This is a genomic window from Pseudomonas sp. GW456-L12 (genome assembly GCF_059424045.1).
In genome coordinates, this window is sequence record NZ_JBWKZA010000006.1 from 249,357 (window position 1) to 269,897 (window position 20,541).

General features: G+C 65.5%; 19 protein-coding genes. 9 read left to right on the plus strand and 10 right to left on the minus strand.

The window, feature by feature from the left end; translation table 11 throughout:
* Nucleotides 1-34: 34 nt before the first annotated feature.
* The gene (locus AC07Y9_RS10595) at nucleotides 35-955 is read left to right on the plus strand and encodes a carbon-nitrogen hydrolase family protein (RefSeq protein WP_053261042.1); all 921 of its coding nucleotides are present in this window, start codon (nucleotides 35-37) and stop codon (nucleotides 953-955) included.
* Here AC07Y9_RS10595 and AC07Y9_RS10600 read toward each other — a convergent pair.
* Both AC07Y9_RS10600 and AC07Y9_RS10605 read right to left on the minus strand, forming a co-directional pair.
* Complete coding sequence (locus AC07Y9_RS10600) at nucleotides 948-1,493, minus strand: GNAT family N-acetyltransferase (RefSeq protein ID WP_102679965.1); 546 nt, start codon at nucleotides 1,491-1,493, stop codon at nucleotides 948-950. The two genes, AC07Y9_RS10595 and AC07Y9_RS10600, sit on opposite strands and share 8 nt — an antisense overlap.
* Nucleotides 1,494-1,534: 41 nt before the next feature.
* Nucleotides 1,535-2,431 (minus strand): LysR family transcriptional regulator, encoded by an 897-nt coding sequence (locus AC07Y9_RS10605; RefSeq protein WP_102679964.1) that lies wholly within the window; start codon nucleotides 2,429-2,431, stop codon nucleotides 1,535-1,537.
* A 113-nt stretch (nucleotides 2,432-2,544) separates the two neighbouring features.
* Here AC07Y9_RS10605 and AC07Y9_RS10610 point away from each other — a divergent pair, with 113 nt between their 5' ends.
* The gene (locus AC07Y9_RS10610) at nucleotides 2,545-4,068 is read left to right on the plus strand and encodes an MFS transporter (RefSeq protein WP_102679963.1); all 1,524 of its coding nucleotides are present in this window, start codon (nucleotides 2,545-2,547) and stop codon (nucleotides 4,066-4,068) included.
* 6 nt (nucleotides 4,069-4,074) lie between these two features.
* Here AC07Y9_RS10610 and AC07Y9_RS10615 read toward each other — a convergent pair whose 3' ends face one another.
* A complete protein-coding gene (locus tag AC07Y9_RS10615; protein ID WP_102679962.1) occupies nucleotides 4,075-5,328 on the minus strand; it encodes a ferredoxin reductase family protein in 1,254 nt (417 codons plus the stop codon).
* A gap of 140 nt (nucleotides 5,329-5,468) precedes the next feature.
* On the minus strand, nucleotides 5,469-6,356 hold the full coding sequence (locus AC07Y9_RS10620; RefSeq protein ID WP_102679961.1) for a LysR family transcriptional regulator: 888 nt from the start codon (nucleotides 6,354-6,356) through the stop codon (nucleotides 5,469-5,471).
* A 225-nt stretch (nucleotides 6,357-6,581) separates the two neighbouring features.
* Here AC07Y9_RS10620 and glsB point away from each other — a divergent pair, with 225 nt between their 5' ends.
* Nucleotides 6,582-7,490, plus strand: coding sequence for a glutaminase B (gene glsB, locus AC07Y9_RS10625; protein ID WP_007928538.1), 909 nt, complete (start codon nucleotides 6,582-6,584; stop codon nucleotides 7,488-7,490).
* A 135-nt stretch (nucleotides 7,491-7,625) separates the two neighbouring features.
* Here glsB and AC07Y9_RS10630 read toward each other — a convergent pair whose 3' ends face one another.
* Both AC07Y9_RS10630 and AC07Y9_RS10635 read right to left on the minus strand, forming a co-directional pair.
* On the minus strand, nucleotides 7,626-8,099 hold the full coding sequence (locus AC07Y9_RS10630) for an LEA/WHy family protein (protein ID WP_053261049.1): 474 nt from the start codon (nucleotides 8,097-8,099) through the stop codon (nucleotides 7,626-7,628).
* A gap of 283 nt (nucleotides 8,100-8,382) precedes the next feature.
* Complete coding sequence (locus AC07Y9_RS10635) at nucleotides 8,383-9,822, minus strand: nucleobase:cation symporter-2 family protein (RefSeq protein WP_009043732.1); 1,440 nt, start codon at nucleotides 9,820-9,822, stop codon at nucleotides 8,383-8,385.
* 383 nt (nucleotides 9,823-10,205) lie between these two features.
* Here AC07Y9_RS10635 and AC07Y9_RS10640 point away from each other — a divergent pair, with 383 nt between their 5' ends.
* The 6 genes from AC07Y9_RS10640 (at nucleotide 10,206) to chrA (ending at nucleotide 15,122) form a co-directional block, all read left to right on the plus strand.
* Nucleotides 10,206-10,922, plus strand: coding sequence for a helix-turn-helix transcriptional regulator (locus AC07Y9_RS10640; RefSeq protein WP_102679960.1), 717 nt, complete (start codon nucleotides 10,206-10,208; stop codon nucleotides 10,920-10,922).
* 54 nt (nucleotides 10,923-10,976) lie between these two features.
* A complete protein-coding gene (locus AC07Y9_RS10645) occupies nucleotides 10,977-11,318 on the plus strand; it encodes a nuclear transport factor 2 family protein (RefSeq protein ID WP_007920497.1) in 342 nt (113 codons plus the stop codon).
* A gap of 243 nt (nucleotides 11,319-11,561) precedes the next feature.
* Entirely contained in the window at nucleotides 11,562-12,674 is a 1,113-nt protein-coding gene (zapE, locus tag AC07Y9_RS10650) for a cell division protein ZapE (protein WP_102679959.1), read from the plus strand.
* A gap of 32 nt (nucleotides 12,675-12,706) precedes the next feature.
* Nucleotides 12,707-13,312, plus strand: a complete 606-nt coding sequence (locus AC07Y9_RS10655; protein ID WP_102679958.1) for a DinB family protein — start codon at nucleotides 12,707-12,709, stop codon at nucleotides 13,310-13,312.
* A 94-nt stretch (nucleotides 13,313-13,406) separates the two neighbouring features.
* Nucleotides 13,407-13,898: a GNAT family N-acetyltransferase gene (locus AC07Y9_RS10660; protein WP_009043737.1), complete on the plus strand. Its 492-nt coding sequence runs from the start codon at nucleotides 13,407-13,409 to the stop codon at nucleotides 13,896-13,898.
* Between the two features lie 21 nt (nucleotides 13,899-13,919).
* Nucleotides 13,920-15,122 (plus strand): chromate efflux transporter, encoded by a 1,203-nt coding sequence (chrA, locus tag AC07Y9_RS10665; protein WP_102679957.1) that lies wholly within the window; start codon nucleotides 13,920-13,922, stop codon nucleotides 15,120-15,122.
* Between the two features lie 11 nt (nucleotides 15,123-15,133).
* Here the strand turns inward: chrA and AC07Y9_RS10670 are convergent, their stop codons facing one another.
* The 4 genes from AC07Y9_RS10670 to AC07Y9_RS10685 all read right to left on the minus strand — a co-directional run bounded on the left by AC07Y9_RS10670 (nucleotide 15,134) and on the right by AC07Y9_RS10685 (nucleotide 20,483).
* The gene (locus AC07Y9_RS10670; RefSeq protein WP_102679956.1) at nucleotides 15,134-16,552 is read right to left on the minus strand and encodes a heavy metal sensor histidine kinase; all 1,419 of its coding nucleotides are present in this window, start codon (nucleotides 16,550-16,552) and stop codon (nucleotides 15,134-15,136) included.
* A complete protein-coding gene (locus tag AC07Y9_RS10675) occupies nucleotides 16,549-17,223 on the minus strand; it encodes a heavy metal response regulator transcription factor (RefSeq protein WP_007922715.1) in 675 nt (224 codons plus the stop codon). Before AC07Y9_RS10675 ends, AC07Y9_RS10670 begins: the two co-directional genes overlap by 4 nt.
* A gap of 605 nt (nucleotides 17,224-17,828) precedes the next feature.
* Nucleotides 17,829-18,050, minus strand: a complete 222-nt coding sequence (locus AC07Y9_RS10680) for a hypothetical protein (protein ID WP_053261056.1) — start codon at nucleotides 18,048-18,050, stop codon at nucleotides 17,829-17,831.
* 186 nt (nucleotides 18,051-18,236) lie between these two features.
* Nucleotides 18,237-20,483: a TonB-dependent siderophore receptor gene (locus AC07Y9_RS10685; protein ID WP_102679955.1), complete on the minus strand. Its 2,247-nt coding sequence runs from the start codon at nucleotides 20,481-20,483 to the stop codon at nucleotides 18,237-18,239.
* Between the last annotated feature and the right edge of the window lie 58 nt (nucleotides 20,484-20,541).

Genomic DNA, 20,541 nt, shown 5'->3' on the forward strand with positions numbered 1-20,541 from the left:
TGGGCAACACTTCATCGCCACAGGAGTTTCCCCGATGTCCAAGTCCGTTGTCGCCGCGTTGCAGATCGGCTCCCTGCCAGGGGGCAAGGCCGATACCCTGGAGCAGATCCTGTCCTTTGAAGCCGCCATCATCGAGGCCGGCGCGCAGCTGGTGGTGATGCCCGAAGCCTTGCTCGGCGGCTACCCCAAGGGCGAGGGCTTCGGCACCCAGCTCGGCTATCGCCTGCCGGAAGGCCGTGAGGCCTTTGCCCGTTATTTCGCCAATGCGGTCGATGTGCCGGGCGCGGAGACCGAGGCCCTGGCCGGCCTGGCGGCACGCACCGGGGCCAACCTGGTGCTGGGGGTGATCGAGCGCGCTGGCAGCACCCTGTATTGCACGGCGCTGTATTTCGATCCGCAGCACGGCCTGGTGGGCAAGCACCGCAAGCTGATGCCCACCGGCACCGAGCGGCTGATCTGGGGCAAGGGCGACGGTTCGACCCTGCCGGTATTCGACACCCAGGTCGGCCGGGTCGGCGCGGTGATCTGCTGGGAAAACATGATGCCGCTGCTGCGCACCGCGATGTACGCCAAGGGCGTGCAGGTCTGGTGCGCGCCGACCGTGGACGAGCGCGAGATGTGGCAGGTCAGCATGCGCCACATCGCCCATGAAGGCCGCTGCTTCGTGGTCAGTGCCTGTCAGGTGCAGGCGTCACCCCAGGCGCTGGGGCTGGAGATCGCCAACTGGCCGGCCGAGCGCCCGCTGATTGCCGGCGGCAGTGTGATTGTCGGGCCCATGGGCGAGGTCCTGGCCGGGCCGCTGGTGGGCCGCGCCGGCCTGCTGACGGCGCAGATCGATACTGACGAGCTGGTGCGGGCGCGCTATGACTACGACGTGGTCGGCCACTATGCGCGTCCGGATGTGTTCGAGCTGACGGTGGACGAGCGGGCCAAGGCCGGCGTGCGTTTCATCTGAGGCGACGCCACTCTTCGCGGGTGATTTCCCAGATATCACGGGGCAATCGCCCGCAGACGAAGTCGTCTTCGTCACTGCGGATCAGGCGCATGCCGGCGCGTTCGGAAATCCGCCGCGAGGCCAGGTTCGGCGCGGCCTTGGGCACCCGCATGACCTCACGCCCCAGCACCTCGAACCAGTACTCGGTGACCGCCGCGCTGGCCTCGCTCATATAGCCCTGGCCTTGCCACGCCGGAGCCAGCCAGAAACCGCGGTTGTTGTCGGCCTGGTCCATCAGGCTGACATTGCCGATCAATTGTTCCGGCGCGCTTTTCAGGCGAATCGACCAGTGCCATTCCTCGCCGCGCTCGATGGCCGGCAGCGCCAGGTCGCGCAGGTAACTCAGGGCACCATCGGCGGGATAGGGCCAGGGCACCCGCGCGTTGAGGTATTGCACCACTTGCCAGTGCGCAAACTGCAGCTGGACAGCCTCGGCATCGGCCAGCTCCAGCGGACGCAGGATCAGGCGTTCGGTGTACAGGGTGGGTATCGGTTGCATGCTTGCGGTACATTCCTTGTGATTGGCCTTATAAGGGCGTTTCAGCGTCCGCCCAGCACCAGGCGTTCGCTGAGAAAGTCGACGAACACTCGCAGTTTCGGCAACAGATGTCGACTGCCGGGCCAGAGCACCGAGAACTTGCCGCTGTCGATCTGATAGTCGTCCAGCACCGACACCAGCGAGCCGTCGGCCAGGGCGTCACGCACCACGAAGTCCGGAACGAAGGCGATGCCCAGGCCCTGGGTGGCGGCGTGGATCAGCGATTCCAGGTTGTTGCTGGTCAGGGCGCTGCGTAGCAGCAGCGGTGGGGCGTCGGCGGGCAGGCGCAGTTTCCATTCCTGCAATTGCACAGTGCCGGGAAACTTGTAGCGCAGGCAGGCATGTCGCTCCAGGTCAGGTGGGCACTGGGGCACACCATGGCGGGCGAAGTAGTGGGGGGCGCTGACCAGGACGAAACGGAACGGCCCCAGGGTGCGCGATTTGAGCTGGGAGTCCGCCAGCTCGCCGCTGCGGATCACCGCGTCGACGCCTTCGGCGATCACGTCGATCAGCCGGTCGTTGAAGTCCAGGTCCAGTTCGATCTCCGGGTAGCGTTCGGCGAACTCGGGCAGGATCGGCAGCAGCATGCGATAGCCGATGGCGGGCAGGCTGACCCGCAGCTTGCCGCGGGGCTTGTCGCTGATGCGCGCCAGCTCGGCTTCGGCGTCTTCCACCTCGCCGACGATGCGCTGGCAGCGCTCGAAGAACAGCGTGCCTTCGTCGGTCAGGCTGATGCGCCGGGTGCTGCGATTGAGCAGGCGCACGCCGAGCCGTTCTTCCAGGCGCGCCAGGCTTTTGCCCACCGCCGAAGCGGAGATGCCCAGGCGTTGCGCCGCACCGACAAAACTGCCGGCCTGCACCGTGCGCACAAAGGCCAGCATGCCACTGAGGTTGTCCATGGGGATCTCGATTAGAGCGTTAATGTCCGTAAAGAACGGACTTTAGCCCTGTTTGTGGATGATTGCGGCGAATCTACCATTGATCGCACCCTAACGTTCCCCCTGAGGTGCTGATGAGTTCGCCAACCGATGTGCCTGCTGCCTTAAATCACACTGTCGCCGGCGGTTCTTCCTACGCCGTGCTGGCCGCGGTGTGCCTGGCGGCGCTGATCCTGCCGCTGACCTTCGTCGGCGTGGCCGTGGCGACCCCGGCCATCGGCCGCGAGCTGGGCGGCGGCCCCCTGGCCCTGAGCTGGATCACCAATGCCTTCATGCTGAGTTTCGGCAGCGCGCTGATGGCCGCCGGCACCCTGGCCGACGAGTACGGACGCAAGCGCGTGTTCAGCCTCGGTGTCAGCCTGTTCGCCCTGACGTCGCTGGCCCTGGCTTTTGCGCCTTCGGTGCTCTGGCTCGACCTGTTGCGGGCGGTGCAGGGGCTGGCCGGTGCGGCGGCGCTGGCGGGCGGCTCGGCTGCTTTGGCCCAGACGTTCGAGGGCCCGGCGCGGACCCGCGCCTTCAGCCTGCTGGGCACCACCTTCGGCGTCGGCCTGGCATTCGGGCCGATCCTCGCCGGGGTGTTGATCGAAGCCTACGGCTGGCGTTCGATCTTCGTCTCCGGGACCTTGATTGGCGGTCTGTCGCTGCTGTTCGGCGTGCCGCGCATGCCTGAGTCCCGCGACCCGGACGCGGCGGGGGTCGACTGGCCCGGCACCTTGAGTTTCACCGCGGCACTGGTGGCGCTGACCTGGGGCATTTTGCAGGCGCCGCAAAGCGGCTGGGGCAGCCCGCTGGTCTGGGGTCTGCTGCTGGTGGCGCTGCTGGCGTTGCTGCTGTTTATCGTGGTGGAGCTGCGGGTCAAGCGGCCGATGCTCGACCTGTCGCTGTTTCGTTATCCGCGCTTTGTCGGCGTGCAGCTGCTGCCGATCGCCACCTGCTATTGCTTCGTGGTGTTGCTGATCCTGCTGCCGATCCGCTTTATCGGCGTGGAAGGCTACAGCGAGATCGATGCCGGACTGATGATGATCGCCCTGTCCGCGCCGATGGTGGTGGTGCCGTTGCTGGCCGCGTGGCTGACCCGTTGGTTCGGCGCCGGGACCCTGTCCAGCGTCGGCCTGGTGATTGCCGCGCTCGGGCTCTATCTGCTCAGCCGGATCGCCCCGGGGCAGGCGCCGGCGGCTAATGTCTTGCCCATGCTGTTGATCGGCTTCGGTGCCGGTTTGCCCTGGGGCTTGATGGACGGCCTGTCGGTCAGTGTGGTGCCCAAGGAACGGGCGGGGATGGCCACCGGCATCTTCAGCACCACCCGGGTGGCGGGCGAGGGCATTGCCCTGGCCCTGGTGGTGGCCCTGCTGGCCGGCTTGCTGCAACTGTCCATGGCCGCGGCGCTGCCGGAACATCCGCAGCTGTCGCTGGCCGCGCAGCAACTGGCCAGCGGCAACCTGCAGGCCAGCGCGGCCTTGTTGCCCGAGCTGGGCCGGGAGCTGCTGCTCGGGCTCTATGCCAAGGCCTTTACCTGGCTGCTGTATGCGCTGATCGCCATCACCCTGGTCGCGGCGCTGGTGGTGCGGCTGATGCTGCATGAGCCGCGCCGGACTTGAGAGCGTTCAACGAAACTCGAAGAACTCGTAGTGCAGGTTGCGCTCGGGAATCGCGTATTCGCGCATCAACGCCTTGACCCGTGCCAGCAAGCCCTTGGGCCCGCAGAAACTGATCTGGATCTGTTGCGGATCGGTTTCGCTGGCCAGCCGTTGCAGGGTTTCGCCCAGGCGGTCGGCGCCGTCGGTGTGGCCGATGAAAGCCACCCCGCGCTGCTCGGCCAGGCCCTGCAAGGTTTCGAGGCTGGGGAAGGCCCGTGACGGGTTGCAGCAGTACACCAGGGTCGCCTGGTCGAAGCGCCCGGCGGTGGCATCCTGCAACCATGAGATAAAGGGTGAGATACCCACGCCACCGCCGATCCAGATTTCCCGGCCGGCATCGAGCCGACGCTTGAAGCGGCCATAGGGCGCATAGAGGTCGGCGAGCATGCCGACCTTGACCTGCTGGCGCAACTTCTGGGTGTAGTCGCCCAGGGCACGGATTACGAACTCGATGCGCCCGTCGCTGGCGTGAGCACTGGCGATGGTGAAGGGGTGCGGTTCGCGCAGGCCTTTTTCACGCATGGCGAGAAAGGCGAACTGCCCGGCCTTGAAGGCGAAACCGCGGTGCAGCGGGGTCAGCTCCAGGTGCAGGGAGTTTTTCTCCAGGGTCACCGCGCTGACCCTGTATTCGCCGGCCTTGGCCAGCAATGGATAGAGCAGCAGCTTGTACAGGGCGCCGAGCAGGCCCAGGCCGCAGAGCGCGGTGAGCCAGATACCCGAGGGGTTATCCAGGGCAATCGGCGACTTGAAGCTCAGCCAGTGCAGGATGACGATCGCGAACAGCGGCCCGGACAGCTTGTGCCACCAGCGCCACTGGCCGTAGGGAATGTTGCGGTTCAGCGCCAGCAGCACGATCAGGCCGAGGGCGACGTAGCTCAGTTGGCGCACCATGCGCGTCCAGTACTTGGACAGCTCGATGATCGGCACGCTTTGCCAGGTATCCAGGTTGGCCTTGAACACCAGGTGATAGCTGGCGAAAACCAGCGCCCAGATGCCCAGCCACTTGTGGGTTTCATAGACCCGGTCGAGGCCGCCGAACAGCCGCTCGACCCAGCGCCAGCGGCTGGCCAGCAGGCAGGACAGGGCCATGTAGGCCAGCGCCGTGGCGCCGAGGACCAGGCTCAGGGTGGCGGAGGTCAGCCAGGTATCGCTGGGGATTTCCAGCAGCACGGCGAGGGTGGTGATCAGCAGGACGCCGACCACCGAGTACCAGGTTTTCAAGGGGGACACCTCCAGAAAGATGGCGCCAGTGTCGGCGCATAGGATGGGTCGCGGGCTGTGTGGGGGGCAGGGCACAGCCGGGTGAGGGGGTATTTTACTGGCAGGGCGGCAGTCCTGAGCTGATCTGCATCAGCGCCTGCTCAGTGCGGGTGTGGCAAGGGGTTTTCCACCAGCCAGGCCTGGGCGAAATCCAGGTAGGCGCGGACGATGTTCGAGGGCGGGCGCTGGTTCGGATACAGCAGGTGCAGCTGTTGTTCCGGCATCGGCAGGTGCGGCAGCAGGGCTTGCAGGCGACCGTCGCGCACGGCTTCGGCGGCGAGAAAGGCCGGCAGCTCGGTGACCACCTTGGCGGTCAGCGCCAGTTGGCGCAGGTGCAGGTAATCGTTGGCGGCGAACAGCGGATCGGGGCTGTAGCATTGGTCGCCCAGCTGCCACTGTTCCCGGGCATCGGCCTGGCGCGACCAGACGGCACAGGGAAATCCGCGAAGGTCGGCGGGGGTTTGCGGGGTGCCGAGGCGCTCCAGCAGCAGCGGGCTGGCGACCAGCATATGCCGGTAACTGCCGAGCAGGCGCGCCGGGCGCTCCTCGTCGAACAACGGCCCGGCGCGCAAGGCGACGTCGACCCCATCCTGCGCCAGGTCGCTTTCCCGCTCGCTGGTATAGACCGCGACCTGGACCTCGGGATGGCGCCGCTGGAACTCGGCCAGCAGCTTCCACCAGCTCTCGAATGCTGCAGGCACCGACACACTCAGGCGGCCCTGCAAGTGCATTCGATCATTTCTGACAGCCTGTTCGCCCTCGGCCAGGGCTTCGATACCGCGGCTGGCGTGTTCATAGAGCTGGCTGCCGGCGGCGGTCAGCCGGGTGCCGCGGGTGGAGCGTTCCAGCAGTTGCACGTTGAGGCTGCGTTCCAGTTCACGAATGCCCCGGCGGATGGTGGCCAGCGGTAGTTGCAGCAGGTTGGCGGCGGACGAAATGCTGCCGCATTGGACCACGCTGACAAACATCCTGGCGGCGTTGAGATCCATGAGCGCTCCCTGTCGAATGTAGTGGAAAGCCTATCAGCTGCGGCTCTGCCCGATCAAAAATGCGCGGTGCGCGGGCGATTTTCATCGACGGTTTTTTCTCCCGCGCGGGGACGGTGCGAGCGGCCGCGCCAGGGATGGCCACGACAACTGTGTTCTCGACGCGGCGGGATGCGTCTAGCAGCGATAGCTTCGCGGCGGTGCGAGGCGGAACGTGCGAGTCTGAACATGCAAGCGTTGTTGAACGAGATCCTCGACGAGGTCCGTCCCCTGATTGGCCAGGGCAAAGTGGCCAGCTACATTCCGGCGCTGGCCGACGTGCCGGCCAACCAGCTGGGGATCGCCGTGTATGGCAACGATGGCCAGGTGTTCAGCGCCGGCGACGCCGATACGCCGTTCTCGGTGCAAAGCATTTCCAAGGTGTTCAGCCTGGTACAGGCCATCGGGCATTCCGGCGAGGCGATCTGGCAGCGCCTGGGGCATGAGCCTTCCGGGCAGCCTTTCAATTCCCTGGTGCAGCTGGAGTTCGAGCGTGGCCGTCCGCGCAACCCGTTCATCAACGCCGGGGCGCTGGTGATCTGCGATATCAACCAGTCGCGTTTCGCCGCGCCGGCGCTGTCCATGCGCGATTTTGTGCGGCGCCTGTCCGGCAATATGCAGGTGCTGGTGGACGGCCGCGTCGCCGATTCGGAATACCAGCACCGCGCGCGCAATGCGGCGATGGCCTACCTGATGCAGTCCTTCGGCAACTTCCACAACGACGTCGAGGCGGTGCTGCGCAGCTACTTCAGCCACTGCGCGCTGCGCATGAGCTGCGTCGACCTGGCGCGGGCCTTCTGCTTCCTGGCCAACGATGGCTTCTGCAAGCACAGCGGCGAGCAGATCCTCACGGCGCGCCAGACCCAGCAGGTCAACTCGATCATGGCCACCAGCGGCCTGTACGACGAAGCCGGCAATTTCGCCTACCGCGTCGGCCTGCCGGGCAAGAGCGGCGTGGGCGGCGGCATCGTCGCGGTGGTGCCGGGGCAGTTCACGGTGTGCGTGTGGTCGCCGGAATTGAACGCGGCGGGTAACTCCCTGGTGGGCATGGCGGCGCTGGAATTGCTGAGCCAGCGCATCGGTTGGTCGGTGTTCTAGCGGAGGGGAGTTGGCGACGGCTGCGCCGCCGATCGCAGGCTGCGCTCGGTTTGGGCGGCATTGCGACGTAGCAACCGCAAAGCCTGAGTCCGCGGTCTGTCTGGATAAGCGTATTTGCGAGCGCAGCGCGTGCGCTTACCAGGTGAAATTGGCGGTCTTGGGCAGGCTCAGCTGGCCTTTGTCGACGAAACGCATCGTGCCGAACGGGCCGCCGGCGAGCTTGCCGCGCAGCACGTAGGGCAGGTCGTCGAGGCTTTGCGTCTGGCTCAGGCCCAGGGTCTGGCGCAGCACGGCGAAGGCCGAGACGCTGACCGGCACCACCAGCACCCCCTCGGAGAAACGCCCGATGCTGCCGCTCTGGTCACTGACCCCGGAGGCCAGCGGCCGGCCGTTGACCTCCAGGTCCAGGGCCACGCCGTTGTAGTTGATCGCGGTTTCGTTGGGGTTTTGCAGGCGCAGCTTGACCGCGAAGCGCATTTCCAGGTCCTGGCTGGGCAGGGGTTCGATACCGACCACATTGATGTGCAACTGATCGCGCTGGGGAAACAGGGCGCAGGCGCTCAAGCTGAGCAACAGCAAGGAAAGGGTGAGGCCGAGGAATCTGCGCATCAGGGTTCGTCTCTGCGGGAAGGGAGGCACTGATGAATCTAGCGCGGCCAGGTCTGCACCACAAACCACGATGTCAAGAACGCCCGGTTTCTGTAGGAGCCAGGCTTGCCGGCGATTGGGCCGGCAGGGCTGGTAGTGAGCTTGAGGCCTGCCGTCTGGTGGTGTCGCCACCGACGCCATCGCGAGCAAGCTTCGCTCCTACAGATGCCAGTTTGGCGGTGCGGCTAATGACGCCATCGCGAGCAATCGAGCGTCGACCGGCTGCTCCTACAGATGCTCGGGGTCAGGCGTTGGCCTTGGCGCTCACATCCGGGTCCTGCATGACCTTGAGGGTCGCCGCTTCCGGGTCGAACTCGTCTTCTTCCAGCTCGATGAATTCTTCCGGCAGGAAGATGTTCAGCAGGATCGCGCACATCGCGCCCACGGTGATCGGTGATTCGAAGATGTTGTGCAGCGCCTTGGGCAGTTCGCGCAGGACTTCCGGCACCGCCGCCACGCCCAGGCCCATGCCCAGGGAGATCGCCACGATCAGCACGTTGCGTCGATGCAGCCCGGCTTCGGCGAGGATCTTGATCCCGGCCACGGCCACGGTGCCGAACATGATCAGGGTCGCGCCGCCCAGCACCGGCTTGGGCATCAGTTGCAACACCGCGCCGATCACCGGGAACAACCCGAGCAGCACCAGCAGGCCGGCGATGAAGTACGCCACGTAGCGGCTGGCCACGCCGGTCAGCTGAATCACTCCGTTGTTCTGGGCGAAGGTGACCATCGGCAGGCTGTTGAACACCGCCGCCACCATCGAGTTGAAACCGTCGGCCAGCAGCCCGGACTTGATGCGCTTGATGTACAGCGGGCCCTTGACCGGCTGCTGGGAAATCATCGAGTTGGCGGTCAGGTCGCCGGCCGCTTCCAGGGGCGAGATCAGGAAGATCACCGCCAGCGGAATGAAGGCGATCAGGTCGAAGGAGAAACCGTACTTGAACGGCACCGGCACGCTGACCATCGGCACGTCCGGCATCGCCGCCATGTCGACCCGGCCCAGCAGCCAGGCGACCACGAAGCCCAGGGTCAGGCCGATGACGATCGAACCCAGGCGCAGCATCGGATGACTGAAGCGGTTGAGCACGACAATGGTCAGCAGCACCAGGGCGGCCAGGCCCAGGTTGCTGGCGGCGCCCAGGTCCGGCGCGCCGAAGCCGCCGGCCATGTCGGTGACCGCCACCTTGATCAGCGACAGGCCCATCAGGGTGATGATGGTGCCGGTCACCACCGGGGTGATCAGCTTGCGCAGCTTGCCGATGAACTGGCTGAGGAACATCTCGATAAAGGCCGCGCAGAAGCAGATGCCGAAGATGGTCGAGAGGATGTCCTCGTTGCTGCCACCACGGCCCTTGACCATCAGGCCGGCGCTGAGCAGCACGCTGATAAAGGAAAAGCTGGTGCCCTGCACGCACAGCAGTCCGGAGCCGATCGGCCCCAGGCGCCGGGCCTGGACGAAGGTACCCAGACCCGAGACGAACAGCGCCATGCTGATCAGGTAGGGCGTTTCGTTCTGCAGGCCCAGCACGCCGCCGAAGATCAGGGTCGGGGAGATAATGCCGACAAAACTCGCCAGCACATGCTGCAGCGCGGCGAAGATCGCCGCGCTGAAATGCGGGCGGTCCTCCAGGCCATAGATCAGGTCGGACTTGTAGCGCGGCGTGGAGCGATCAGGTGCGGTCATGGGAAAAAGCCTGCCAATGACGTGTCGATAGGGCATGAAACACGTGGAGAAAAGGGGCGCGACGCGGGCTGTCGGAGGACGTAAGGCAAAATCTGCGGACCCGGTCAGAAAAATGGAGGCGCAGGATGCCAGAAAGGCGCCCGGGCCAGAAGGGCCAGCCTCACAATCACCCAGACACCGCCGGTCTCTGTAGCCGCTGCCGCAGGCTGCGATCGGCAACGCAGTTGCCGCAAAACCTGAGCCTGCGGTGCATCAGACAGAGTGCGTTGTCCGGATTGCGGCCGATCGCAGCCTGCGGCAGCGGCTACGGGGCTCGCTACTGACAGAACCTGACAGGGGGCTCTGCTAAGCTGCGCCGATCTTTCCCTGTCGAGCCTGATGCCGTGTCGCGTACCACGCGTTTGTTGACCCTGTTGCAAGTGCTGCGCGGCAAGCGCTGCCCGGTGACCGCCGCGGCGCTGGCGGCGGAGCTTGCGGTGTCCGAGCGCACCCTGTACCGCGACATCGCCGAGCTGACGGCCCTGGGCGCGCCTATCCATGGCGAGGCCGGGATCGGCTATGTGCTGCGCAGCGGTCTGTTCCTGCCGCCGCTGATGCTCAACGCCGACGAGACCGAAGCCATCGTCCTTGGCCTGCGCTATGTCGACCAGCGTGGCGACGAAGTCCTCGGCAAGGCCGCCGCCGATGCCCTGGCAAAGATCGCCGCGGTGCTGGCGCCGTCGGCCCAGGAAGCCTTGCACAACCCAACCGTGCTGCCCGGCCCGCCGGCGTATCGCTACCCGGAAAACGTGGTGCCGCTGAATGTGTTTCGCCAGGCGATCCGCGAGCAGGCCAAGCTGCACATCGATTACGCCGACGTGAACAAGACGCCGAGCCAGCGCCTGATCTGGCCGCTGGCCCTGGGCTTCATGAACGAGGCGCGGGTGATCGTCGCCTGGTGCGAGCTGCGCGACGATTTCCGCACCTTTCGCACCGACCGCATCGCCGCCGCGAGCGAGCAGGGCCAGCGTTATCCGGGACGGCGCAGCGACCTGTTGCGCACCTGGCGCCAGCGCATGCAACTGGACGATGCCGGACGTTTCACTCCTGACAAGAACTGACGCGACGGCGTTTTAGCATGGCTCCAGCAATGACAAACAAGGAGCCGCAGCACCATGTCCAGCACAGCCATTTCTCTCGCACCGGCCATCGCCGCCTACCTCGCGGCCACCAATGGTCGTGACAGTTCGGCGGTCGCCAGTTTCTTCGCCGAAGACGCCCAGGTGTTCGATGAGGGCCAGCACCAGGCCGGCACCCGGGCCATCGCCCAATGGATGGAAGACCGCGCCCGCCGTTACCAGCCACGGCTCGAGGTGCTCAAGGTCCAGCAACGCACTGGCAAGGTGCTGGTGGACAACCTGATCTCCGGCAGCTTTCCCGGCAGCCCGCTGGAATTGCGCTACGTGTTCCGGCTCGACGAGCAGGGCAAGATCGCCCGGCTGGATATCTCGCTATAGCCATCGCGCCCGCGCTCGCTGTAGCCGCTGGCGTAGCCTGCGATCGGCAACGCAGTTGCCGCAAAACCTGGGCACGCGGTGTATCAGGTAGAACGCGCGGCCCGGATTACGGCAACTGCGTTGCCGATCGCAGCCTCGCGCTGCTCGGCAGCGGCTACACCGGCGCCGTGTTCCCTGTAGCCGCAGCGGTCGCCAGGTGAGGCATGGCATACTGCGCGGCCCATTTGCGGATGCGTGGCCCCCATGCCTTTCGATTCCCCCCTCAGCGCCTATCAGTACGCCCTCCAGGAGCGCGGTTTCGTCGCCGACGAGGCCCAGGAGCGGGCGATGCTGGCCCTGCAGCAGTGCCATGTCGCGCTGCATGAAGGGCGACGCTCGATCTCCGGGGTCTATCTGTGGGGCCCCGTGGGCCGGGGCAAGACCTGGCTGATGGACCAGTTCTATCAAAGCCTCGAGGTGCCGGCGCGGCGTCAGCACTTCCACCATTTCATGGGCTGGGTCCATCAGCGCTCGTTCCAGCTGACCGGCACCGCCGACCCGTTGCAGGCCCTGGCCCGCGAGCTGAGCGAAGAGGTGCGGGTGCTGTGTTTCGACGAACTGTTCGTCAACGACATCGGCGACGCGATCATTCTCGGGCGCTTGTTCCAGGTGATGTTCGAGCAGGGCGTGGTGATGGTCTGCACCTCCAACCAGCCGCCGCAACAGCTGTATGCCGACGGCTTCAACCGCGAGCGTTTCCTGCCGGCGATCGCCGCGATCGAGGCGCATATGCAGGTGGTGGCGGTGGACGGCGCCCAGGACCATCGCCTGCACCCGGGGGCGGCCACCCAGCGTTATTGGCTGACCCCGGCCGGCCAACCGAGCGCCCTGGGCCCGGCGTTCGAACAACTGGCGGCGGGGCAGGCGGTGTCCAGCGCGGTATTGTCGGTGGGCTACCGCGAGGTCCGGGTGATCAAGGCCAGCGAGCGGGTGCTCTGGTGCCGTTTCGCCGACCTGTGCGAGCAGCCGTTTGCCGCTATGGATTTCATGGCCCTGTGCGACCGCTTCAGCGCGATCCTGCTCAGCGAAGTGCCCGAGCTCAGCGCGCAACAGCGCCCGGGGCGGATTGCCCGGGGTACCGAGGACGGCGCCGAGCGAGTGGTGGCGGGTGATCGCGAGCTGCCGCAGCTGTCGGTGCACGATGACAGCGTGCGGCGTTTCATCGCCCTGGTGGACGAGTGTTATGACCGCAAGGTGCCGCTCTACCTCGAAGCGCGGGTGCCAATGGAGGCGTTGTACACCGAGGGCTACCTGGAGTTTCCATTCCGCCGTACCCTCAGTCGTCTGAAGGAGATGCAGCTGCAGCGTTTCGGCTGAGCACGCCTGATCATTACAAGGGAGACCTGACCGTGAACCAGCCCCTGTCCCATCATCTGCTGACCATGGCTTACCAGAACGCCTGGGCCAATCACCGCCTGGGCAAGGCCTGGGAAATACTCACCCCGAGCGAGCTGGCGGCGCCGCGGGTGAGTTTCTTTCCCAGCCTGAAAGCCACCCTCAACCACATCCTTACCTGCGACTGGTTCTACGTCGACGCGCTGGAGCGAGAGCTGCGCGGCGAGGCACCACGGGCCGACTGCTATGTGTTTTTCGAGGTCGAGGAACCCTTCGACCAGGCCGCCGACCTGCGCCGCGAGCAGGCGCTGGTGGACCGCCGGCTGATCGCCTATTGCGCGCAGCAACGGGATGTGGACCTTGCGCGCATCGTCACCATCGCCCGGGAAAAGCCGCAGTGCGATACCCGCCTGCGCATGCTTTCGCATCTGTTCGAGCACCAGTTGCATCATCGTGGCCAGGTGCACGCCATGCTCAGCGGCACCCGGGTGGCGCCGCCGCAGCTGGACGAGTTTTTCTGCGCGGGCGAGGCGGCCCTGCGCGCCGAAGACTTTGCCGAGCTGGGCTGGAGCGAAGCGCAGATCTGGGGCGCGAAGGCAGTCGAGGAAAAAGGACGGTAGCGCTTGACGCGCTAGCCGCTCGTTTGGTCATGTGCCGGTGTTTACAATCGCTCTCCCGGGGACCCGCCCGGATCAATAACTGTTGAGGACAGACATGGACGTTGCAGACGTATTGGTACTCCAGGCCAGCTACACCAACCCGGTACACGCCGAGGCGATCGCCCTGGTGCTCAACCACTATGCCCAGGACCCGATGGGCGGCGGCCAGCCGCTGGACGCCGATCTGTTGCGGCAATTGCCCGGCGAACTGGCCAAGCGGCCACACGCGTTCAGCGTGCTGGCCTTTGTCGGTGGCGAACCGGCCGGCCTGGTGAATTGCTTCGAGGGTTTTTCCACCTTTGCCGGCCGGCCGTTGGTCAATGTGCACGATGTGTCGGTGATCGATAAATTCCGCGGCCTGGGCCTGAGCCAGAAGATGCTGCACAAGGTCGAGGAGATCGCCCGCCAGCGCGGCTGCTGCAAGATCACCCTGGAGGTGCTGGAGGGCAACGCGGTGGCCCAGGCGTCCTACCGCAAGTTCGGCTTCGACGACGCCAGGCTCGACCCGAGCCATGGCCGGATGCTGTTCTGGAACAAAACCCTGTAAGGCCCTGGAGCCCGCCGGCCGATGAACTCATCTCCCCTGGATGCCCCCGTGACCCGCCGTGACAGTGCCTGGACGGTGTTCCTGGTGTTCTTGCGGTTGGGCCTGAGTTCCTTCGGCGGGCCGGTGGCGCACCTGGGGTATTTCCGCACCGAATTCGTCCAGCGCCGCGCCTGGCTGAGCGAGGCGGCCTATGCCGAGCTGATCGCCCTGTGCCAGTTCCTCCCGGGGCCGGCCAGCAGCCAGGTGGGCTTTGCCCTGGGCTGGTCGCGGGCGGGGCTGGCCGGCGCGCTGGGCGCCTGGCTGGGTTTCACCTTGCCTTCGGCGCTGATCCTGATTGCCCTGGCCATGGGCCTGAGCGGTAGCGGCACAGGGTTGCCCGGCGGGCTGGTGCATGGCCTGAAGATCGTCGCGGTGGCGGTGGTGGCCCAGGCCCTGTGGGGCATGGCCCGTGTCTTGTGCCGCGGGCCGTTGCGCATGCTGATCACGCTTGTCTCGGCGATCAGTGTACTGCTCTGGCCGACCACCCTTGGCCAGGTCTGCGTGATGTTGCTGGCGGGGATGATCGGCGCAGGCCTGCTCCAGCCGACTTTCGATCAGCGCGAGGACGGGCTGGCGATCGCGGTCGGCAAGCGCACGGGCTACCTGGCCCTGGTGCTCTTTGCCCTGTTGCTGGCGGGCTTGCCGCTGCTGGCCGGGCTCTGGCCCAGCCTGTCGCTGCTGCTGGCCGACAGTTTTTATCGCGCCGGTGCCCTGGTGTTCGGCGGCGGCCATGTGGTGCTGCCGCTGCTGCAGAGCGAGGTGGTCGCACCGGGCCTGTTGAGCAACGATCTGTTTCTCGCCGGTTATGCCGCTGCCCAGGCGGTGCCAGGCCCCTTGTTCTCTTTTTCGGCCTTTCTCGGCGCCGCCATCGACGGCTGGCGCGGCGCGCTGGTGTGCCTGGCGATGATTTTCCTGCCGGCCATGCTGTTGATCGTCGGCGTCCTGCCGTTCTGGCAGAACCTGCGCCACCTGGGCCGGGTCCAGGCCGCGCTGGCCGGCGTCAACGCGGCGGTGGTCGGCCTGCTGGCGGCGGCGCTGTACGACCCGCTGTGGACCAGCAGCATCCTCAAGCCGCTGGACCTGGGGTTGGCCCTGCTGGCCCTGGCCGCGCTGATGCGCTGGAAGCTGCCGCCCTGGCTGGTGGTGCTCGCCGGTGGCGCCGCCGGCCTGCTGCTGGGTGCCTGAGGCCAGCGTCGTCAGGTGCGCGGCGGGTGATTGAGCCGGGCAAACACCAGGCGGAACAGGGTGAAGCTTCCCGGCACGCTGCTGACCTCGGTCCGGCCCTGATGCAGGTTCATGATCGAGCGCACGATCGCCAAGCCCAATCCCGTACCGCCTTCGGCGCGCGAGCGGCTGCTGTCGACCCGGTAGAAACGCTCGAACAGGTGCGCCAGGTGCTGCTCCGGGATACCGGCGCCGGGGTTGCCCACCGACAGCGACACGCTCGATTCATGCTCCTCCACCAGGATCGAAATACTCGACGCCCGCGGGCTGTGGCGGATGGCGTTGGACAGCAGGTTGGAGATCGCCCGCTGGATCATCAGGCGGTCGCCGTACACCAGGCCATCGCCGGACAGGCTGATGCCCAGGTGCTTTTCCTCGGCGCTCAGGGCGAACAGTTCCATGACCCGCCGCGCTTCCTCGCCCAGGGAGATTGCTTCGAACGCCACCTGGGAGGCCGGATGGCTGACCTGGGCGAGGAACAGCATGTCGCTGACGATCCGGGTCAGGCGCTCCAGCTCTTCGGTGCTCGACTCCAGCACCGCCTTGTACTCGTGGGGCGGGCGCTCCCGGGACAGGGTGACCTGGGCCTTGCCCATCAGGTTGGTGATGGGCGAGCGCAACTCGTGGGCCAGGTCGTCGGAGAATTGCGAGAGCTGCTGCACGCCGCCGTCGAGCCGGTGCAGCATGAAATTGATGCTGTGGGCCAGCTCGGCCAGCTCCCTTGGCAGGTTGTCCGGCGACAGCCGATGGGTCAGGTCCTGGGTGGTGACCTTGGCGGCCACCCGGCTGAATTGCTGCAACGGCGCCAGGCCACGCTGCACCACCCACCAGGCGCCGATGCCGATCAGCAGCAGCAGCAGGGGCAGGGCGATCACCGTGGAGCGCAGGTAGGCGCTGAGCAGCGCCTGGTCGTTGGCCCGGTCCAGGGACAGCACCACCCGCACCTGTTCGCCGTTGCGCAGGCTGACCAGGCTGGAGGTGCTGAGCAGCCGGTTGCCGGCGCTGTCGAGCCAGTCGAGGAATACCGGGCTTTCCGGCCGGGTCAGGGCTTCGGGCAGCGGGCCCAGGTTGCGGTTGCCGATGTTCAGCAGCGGTTCGGCCTGGGGATCGGCGGCGAAAATGCTCAGGTGCAGGTTGTCGTGGCCCATCACCAGGTCCAGCAGCGAATGCGGGCGGGCGGCGATATCGCCGGTCTTCAGGTCGCTGGTCAGGGTGTGGCGGATCTGTTCGAGCTTGCTGTCCAGGCTTTCCCGCGCCAGGCTGCCCAGTTCATGGCTGAGGGCCAGGTAGGCCAGGGTCGCGAGCAGCAGCACCAGGCCGGCACCCATCAGGCTGACGGTCAGGCCCAGGCGCATGGACAGGCTGCTGGCGGTGCGTTGCGCGGCTTTCATTGGCGCACTTCCAGGACATAACCGACACCGCGGATGGTGTGGATCAGCTTGATCTCGCTGGCATCGTCGATCTTCGCCCGCAGGCGGCTGATGGAGACCTCCACCACATTGGTGTCGCAGTCGAAGTTCATGTCCCAGACCAGGGAGATGATCTGGGTGCGGGTCAGCACCTCGCCCGATTGGCGCATCAGCACCTGCAACAGGGTGAACTCCTTGGTGGTCAGGTCGATGCGCCGCGAGCCGCGATAGGCCCGGTGCCGGCGTGGGTCGAGCTCCAGGTCGGCGACCCGCAGGGTGTCGGTCGCCGGCAGGTTCTCGCTGCGCCGCAGCAGGGTGCGCACCCGCGCCAGCAGCTCGGGAAACTCGAACGGCTTGACCAGGTAATCGTCGGCCCCCAGGTCCAGTCCCTTGACCTTGTCGGCCAGGCGCCCGCGCGCCGAGAGCATCATCACCCGGGCGTTGCTGTCCTTGCGCATGTCCTCCAGCACCTGCCAGCCGTCCTTTTCCGGCAGATTGACGTCCAGAATCACCAGTTCGTAGTTTTGCTGTTCGATCAGGTAAAGCCCGTCGACACCGGTGGCGGCGCGGTCGACTACATAACCGCTTTCGGTCAGGCCCTGATGCAGATAATCGGCAGTTTTACGCTCGTCTTCGACAACCAGAATGCGCATGGAAAAGTGACCTCTTGATCATTAATACGATTTCAATGGCGCTGGATATGAAGTTGTTGTTGGACCAGCCATAAAGCCCGCGAAGTTGCTGCTGATAAATAGCCTCAGCCGTTTGGATCGGGGGAATGCTCAAGCCTGAAGTGGCTTTAGGGTCAAGATTTAAGGTGCTTGATATCAATGGCTTGTGCCTGTTTTCGACAGCCGGTAACTAACTGATCCAATAGCAAGTCAAGTGAGGTGATTCATCGTAGGAGCGAAGCTTGCTCGCGATGATCGTTAACGCTACTGCGTATTGACTGGAGGCACGCGGGGCTCTCAAGTTCATCGCGGGCAAGTCGGATCGCCGCCCGCTCGCTCCTACAAACTGATCATGTGTCATTTACTGTTTCAATATATGTCGAAGTTTGGTGGAAACTTATATTAATACAGCGCTCAGTGACGCTTGCTTAGATGGCGTAATTGTCATTTTGACGTCAGAAAGTTGATAGCCCCTGGTCATGTCGCTGATATCGACGGCAATAAAAAAGGCGCCCGTGAAAGGGCGCCGGAAGATCCTCTCTGGCAAGGGAGCATGATCGTCAGAGAGGAGTAGAGCTCGGGGCGTTTCAGGTGTCCGGTTGCGCGCTGGCGCGGGTCGGGTCCTCGGCGGGTGCCTGAGTTTTTTTCCCACTCTCGGAGGACGCCTGTTCGCTATCGGTGCGGGGTATCTGCTGGCTGATGGGGAAGTTGTCCCAGTAGTGCTTCATGCGTTCAGCGCCGCCTTCGGCGAACGCTGCACCCGAGCTGGCAATCATCAGACCGGCGAGCAGGAGTGTGGAGGCTTTCATGTGTGGTGTCCCATTAACAGTGATCGGAATTCCGTCGCGTCCCTGTAACGAAGCAGTAATAGAAGTATGGCCCGATCTTATTAACGGGGGGTTAACAGGGTGCTGAAGGCGGGATGACAATGCTGTCATCCCGGATGAGAGGCACTGACGGCCCACTGATATGGGCCGTGTAGGAAGAAGGGCGGGTTACAGCTTCCAGTCCAGGCTCAGGGTCATGGTGCGCGGTTCGCCCCAGTAGACGCCGTTATAGAAGCCGACCCGTTCGTAGTACTTTTTGTCGAACAGGTTGGTGACGTTGAGCGAGGCCGACAGGTGCGGGTCGAACTCGTAGCGCGACATCAGCCCGGCCACGCTGTAGGCCTGCTGATGGATGCGGGTGTTTTCGGTGACGATACGCCCGTTGCCGTCGCGCCCCACCGGCCGCCGGCTGCTGCCGTAGATCTCGCTTTGCCAGTTCAGGCTGCCGCCGACGGTCAGCGCCCGCCACTGGCCCGGCAGGCGATAGGCCGTCGACAGGCGCAGCATGTTCATCGGCTCGCCGCCGTTGGCGCGCTGCTTTTCGCCGTCCAGGGCGTGGGTATAGGTGTAGCCGGCGGTGAGGTTCCAGCCCGCGAGGATTTCGCCTGAGACCTCGGCCTCGAACCCACGCACCTTGCCGCCTTTGCCGCCCGACTTGTAGAACTCCTCGCCAGTGACCGGGTCCGGCGGCACCGAGCTGTCCAGTTCGGCGACGTTGTCCTGCTTGCTCCAGAACACCGCGGTGGCCAGGTTCAGGCGCTCCTCCAGCAGGCTGCCCTTGAGCCCCACTTCGTAGTTGCTGCCGACCACCGGTTCCAGGTATTTGCGGCTGGCGTCACGCTGAGTCTGGGGCTTGAAAATGTCGGTGTAGCTGACATACGCCGTGTATTCGGGAGTGAGGTCGTACAGCAGGCCGGCGTAGGGGGTCCACATGTCGTTGTGCTGCTGGCGGGTGTCTTCGAGGCTGGTCAGCTGGTTGTTGGCATCGTAGCGGCGAGAACGACTGTGGGCGCTCCAGCTACCGTAACGGCTGCCGAGCACCGCATGCAGGTCGTCGCTCAGGCTCAGGCGGGTGGCCAGGTAGCCGGCCTTTTGCCGGGTGCTGTCGCCGGAACCGGGCAGGTTGGTCACGGTGTCGGGAAACTTGGCGATGCCGCCCATGTATTTCCAGTCGGCGATGCTGGCGTAACCCGGTGGTGTCGGGCCGCCGACCGTGTACGGCGACGACTCGCGGCGCTCGGCCTCGCCATAGCCCAGCATCAGCTCATGTTCGCGGCCCAGCAGGCTGTAGGGACCGGCCAGGTTGAAGTCGTACACGCGCATTTTCTGCGTGCCGATCATATGGCTGGCCCAGGCGGTCATGCCCGAGCGGTCGGCTTCCGGGAAACCGGCACCGCCGTAATAGACCTTGCCGTCGCTGTCGCTGTCGCGGTGGGTGTAGGCGGCTTTCAGGTGCCAGTCGTGGCCCAGGCGCTGGTCGAGGGTGGCGAAGGCGGTCTTGTCCCTGAGCGGCCAGGAACTCCAGTGCGCCGCCATGTTGGTGGAGCGCGGCAGATTGGCCTTGCCGCCCGCGGCGTTCCAGTAGGGCACGGTGCCCCAGGAGGTGCCCTGGACCTGCTTGTCCTGGTAGTCGTAGCCCACGGCCAGGGTGGTGCTGTCGCTCAGGTCGGCCTCGAGAATGCCGTAGCCGACTTCCCGCTGCAGCTGGTAGTGGTCGCGAAACGACTGGCTGTCGCGATAGGCCAGCACCGTGCGCCCGCGCAGGCGGCCGTCGAACCCCAGGGGGCCGCCGACATCGACGTAGCTGTAGTAGTTGTCATAGCTGCCGCCGCTGACGCCGGCCTTGGCCGCCCACTCGTAGGTCGGTCGCTTGCGCACCATGTTGACGGTGGCCGAAGGGTCGCCGGCGCCGGTGGTCAGGCCGGTGGCGCCGCGGACCACTTCGATGCGGTCGTAGATGATGGTGTCCGAATCGGACTTCATGCGGTTGAAGGTGTTGAGCATGCCATCGATCTGGAAGTTGTTGATGGAGTAGCCGCGGGAGGAATAGCTCACCCGGTCGGAGTCCAGGTGCTGGACCACCACCCCGGTGGTTTGCCCCAGCACCTCGGACAAGGTGTCGAGTTTGAAATCGTCCATCTGCTGGCGGGTCACCACCGACACCGATTGCGGGGTTTCCTTGATCGACAGGTTCAGGCGCGTGGCGGTGCTCATGCTGCCGGTGGTGTAGGACCCGGTATTTTCCGTGGTGGCGCCCAGGCCCTGGGCGGTGACGCTGGTGGCATCGAGCTCCAGGGTCCTGGCGCCGCGGTCGGGGTTCCGGGCGGGGTCGCTTTCGGCCAGCAGCTCGGGGCTCAGAACCGCGCCGCACAGGCCGAATGTCAAAGTCATGGAACGGGTGAATGGCGCGAGCATCGCTGCCGTCTCCTTGTCGTCGAGGGAAAAAATCCGTTTGCACTGAGACGAAAAGGCG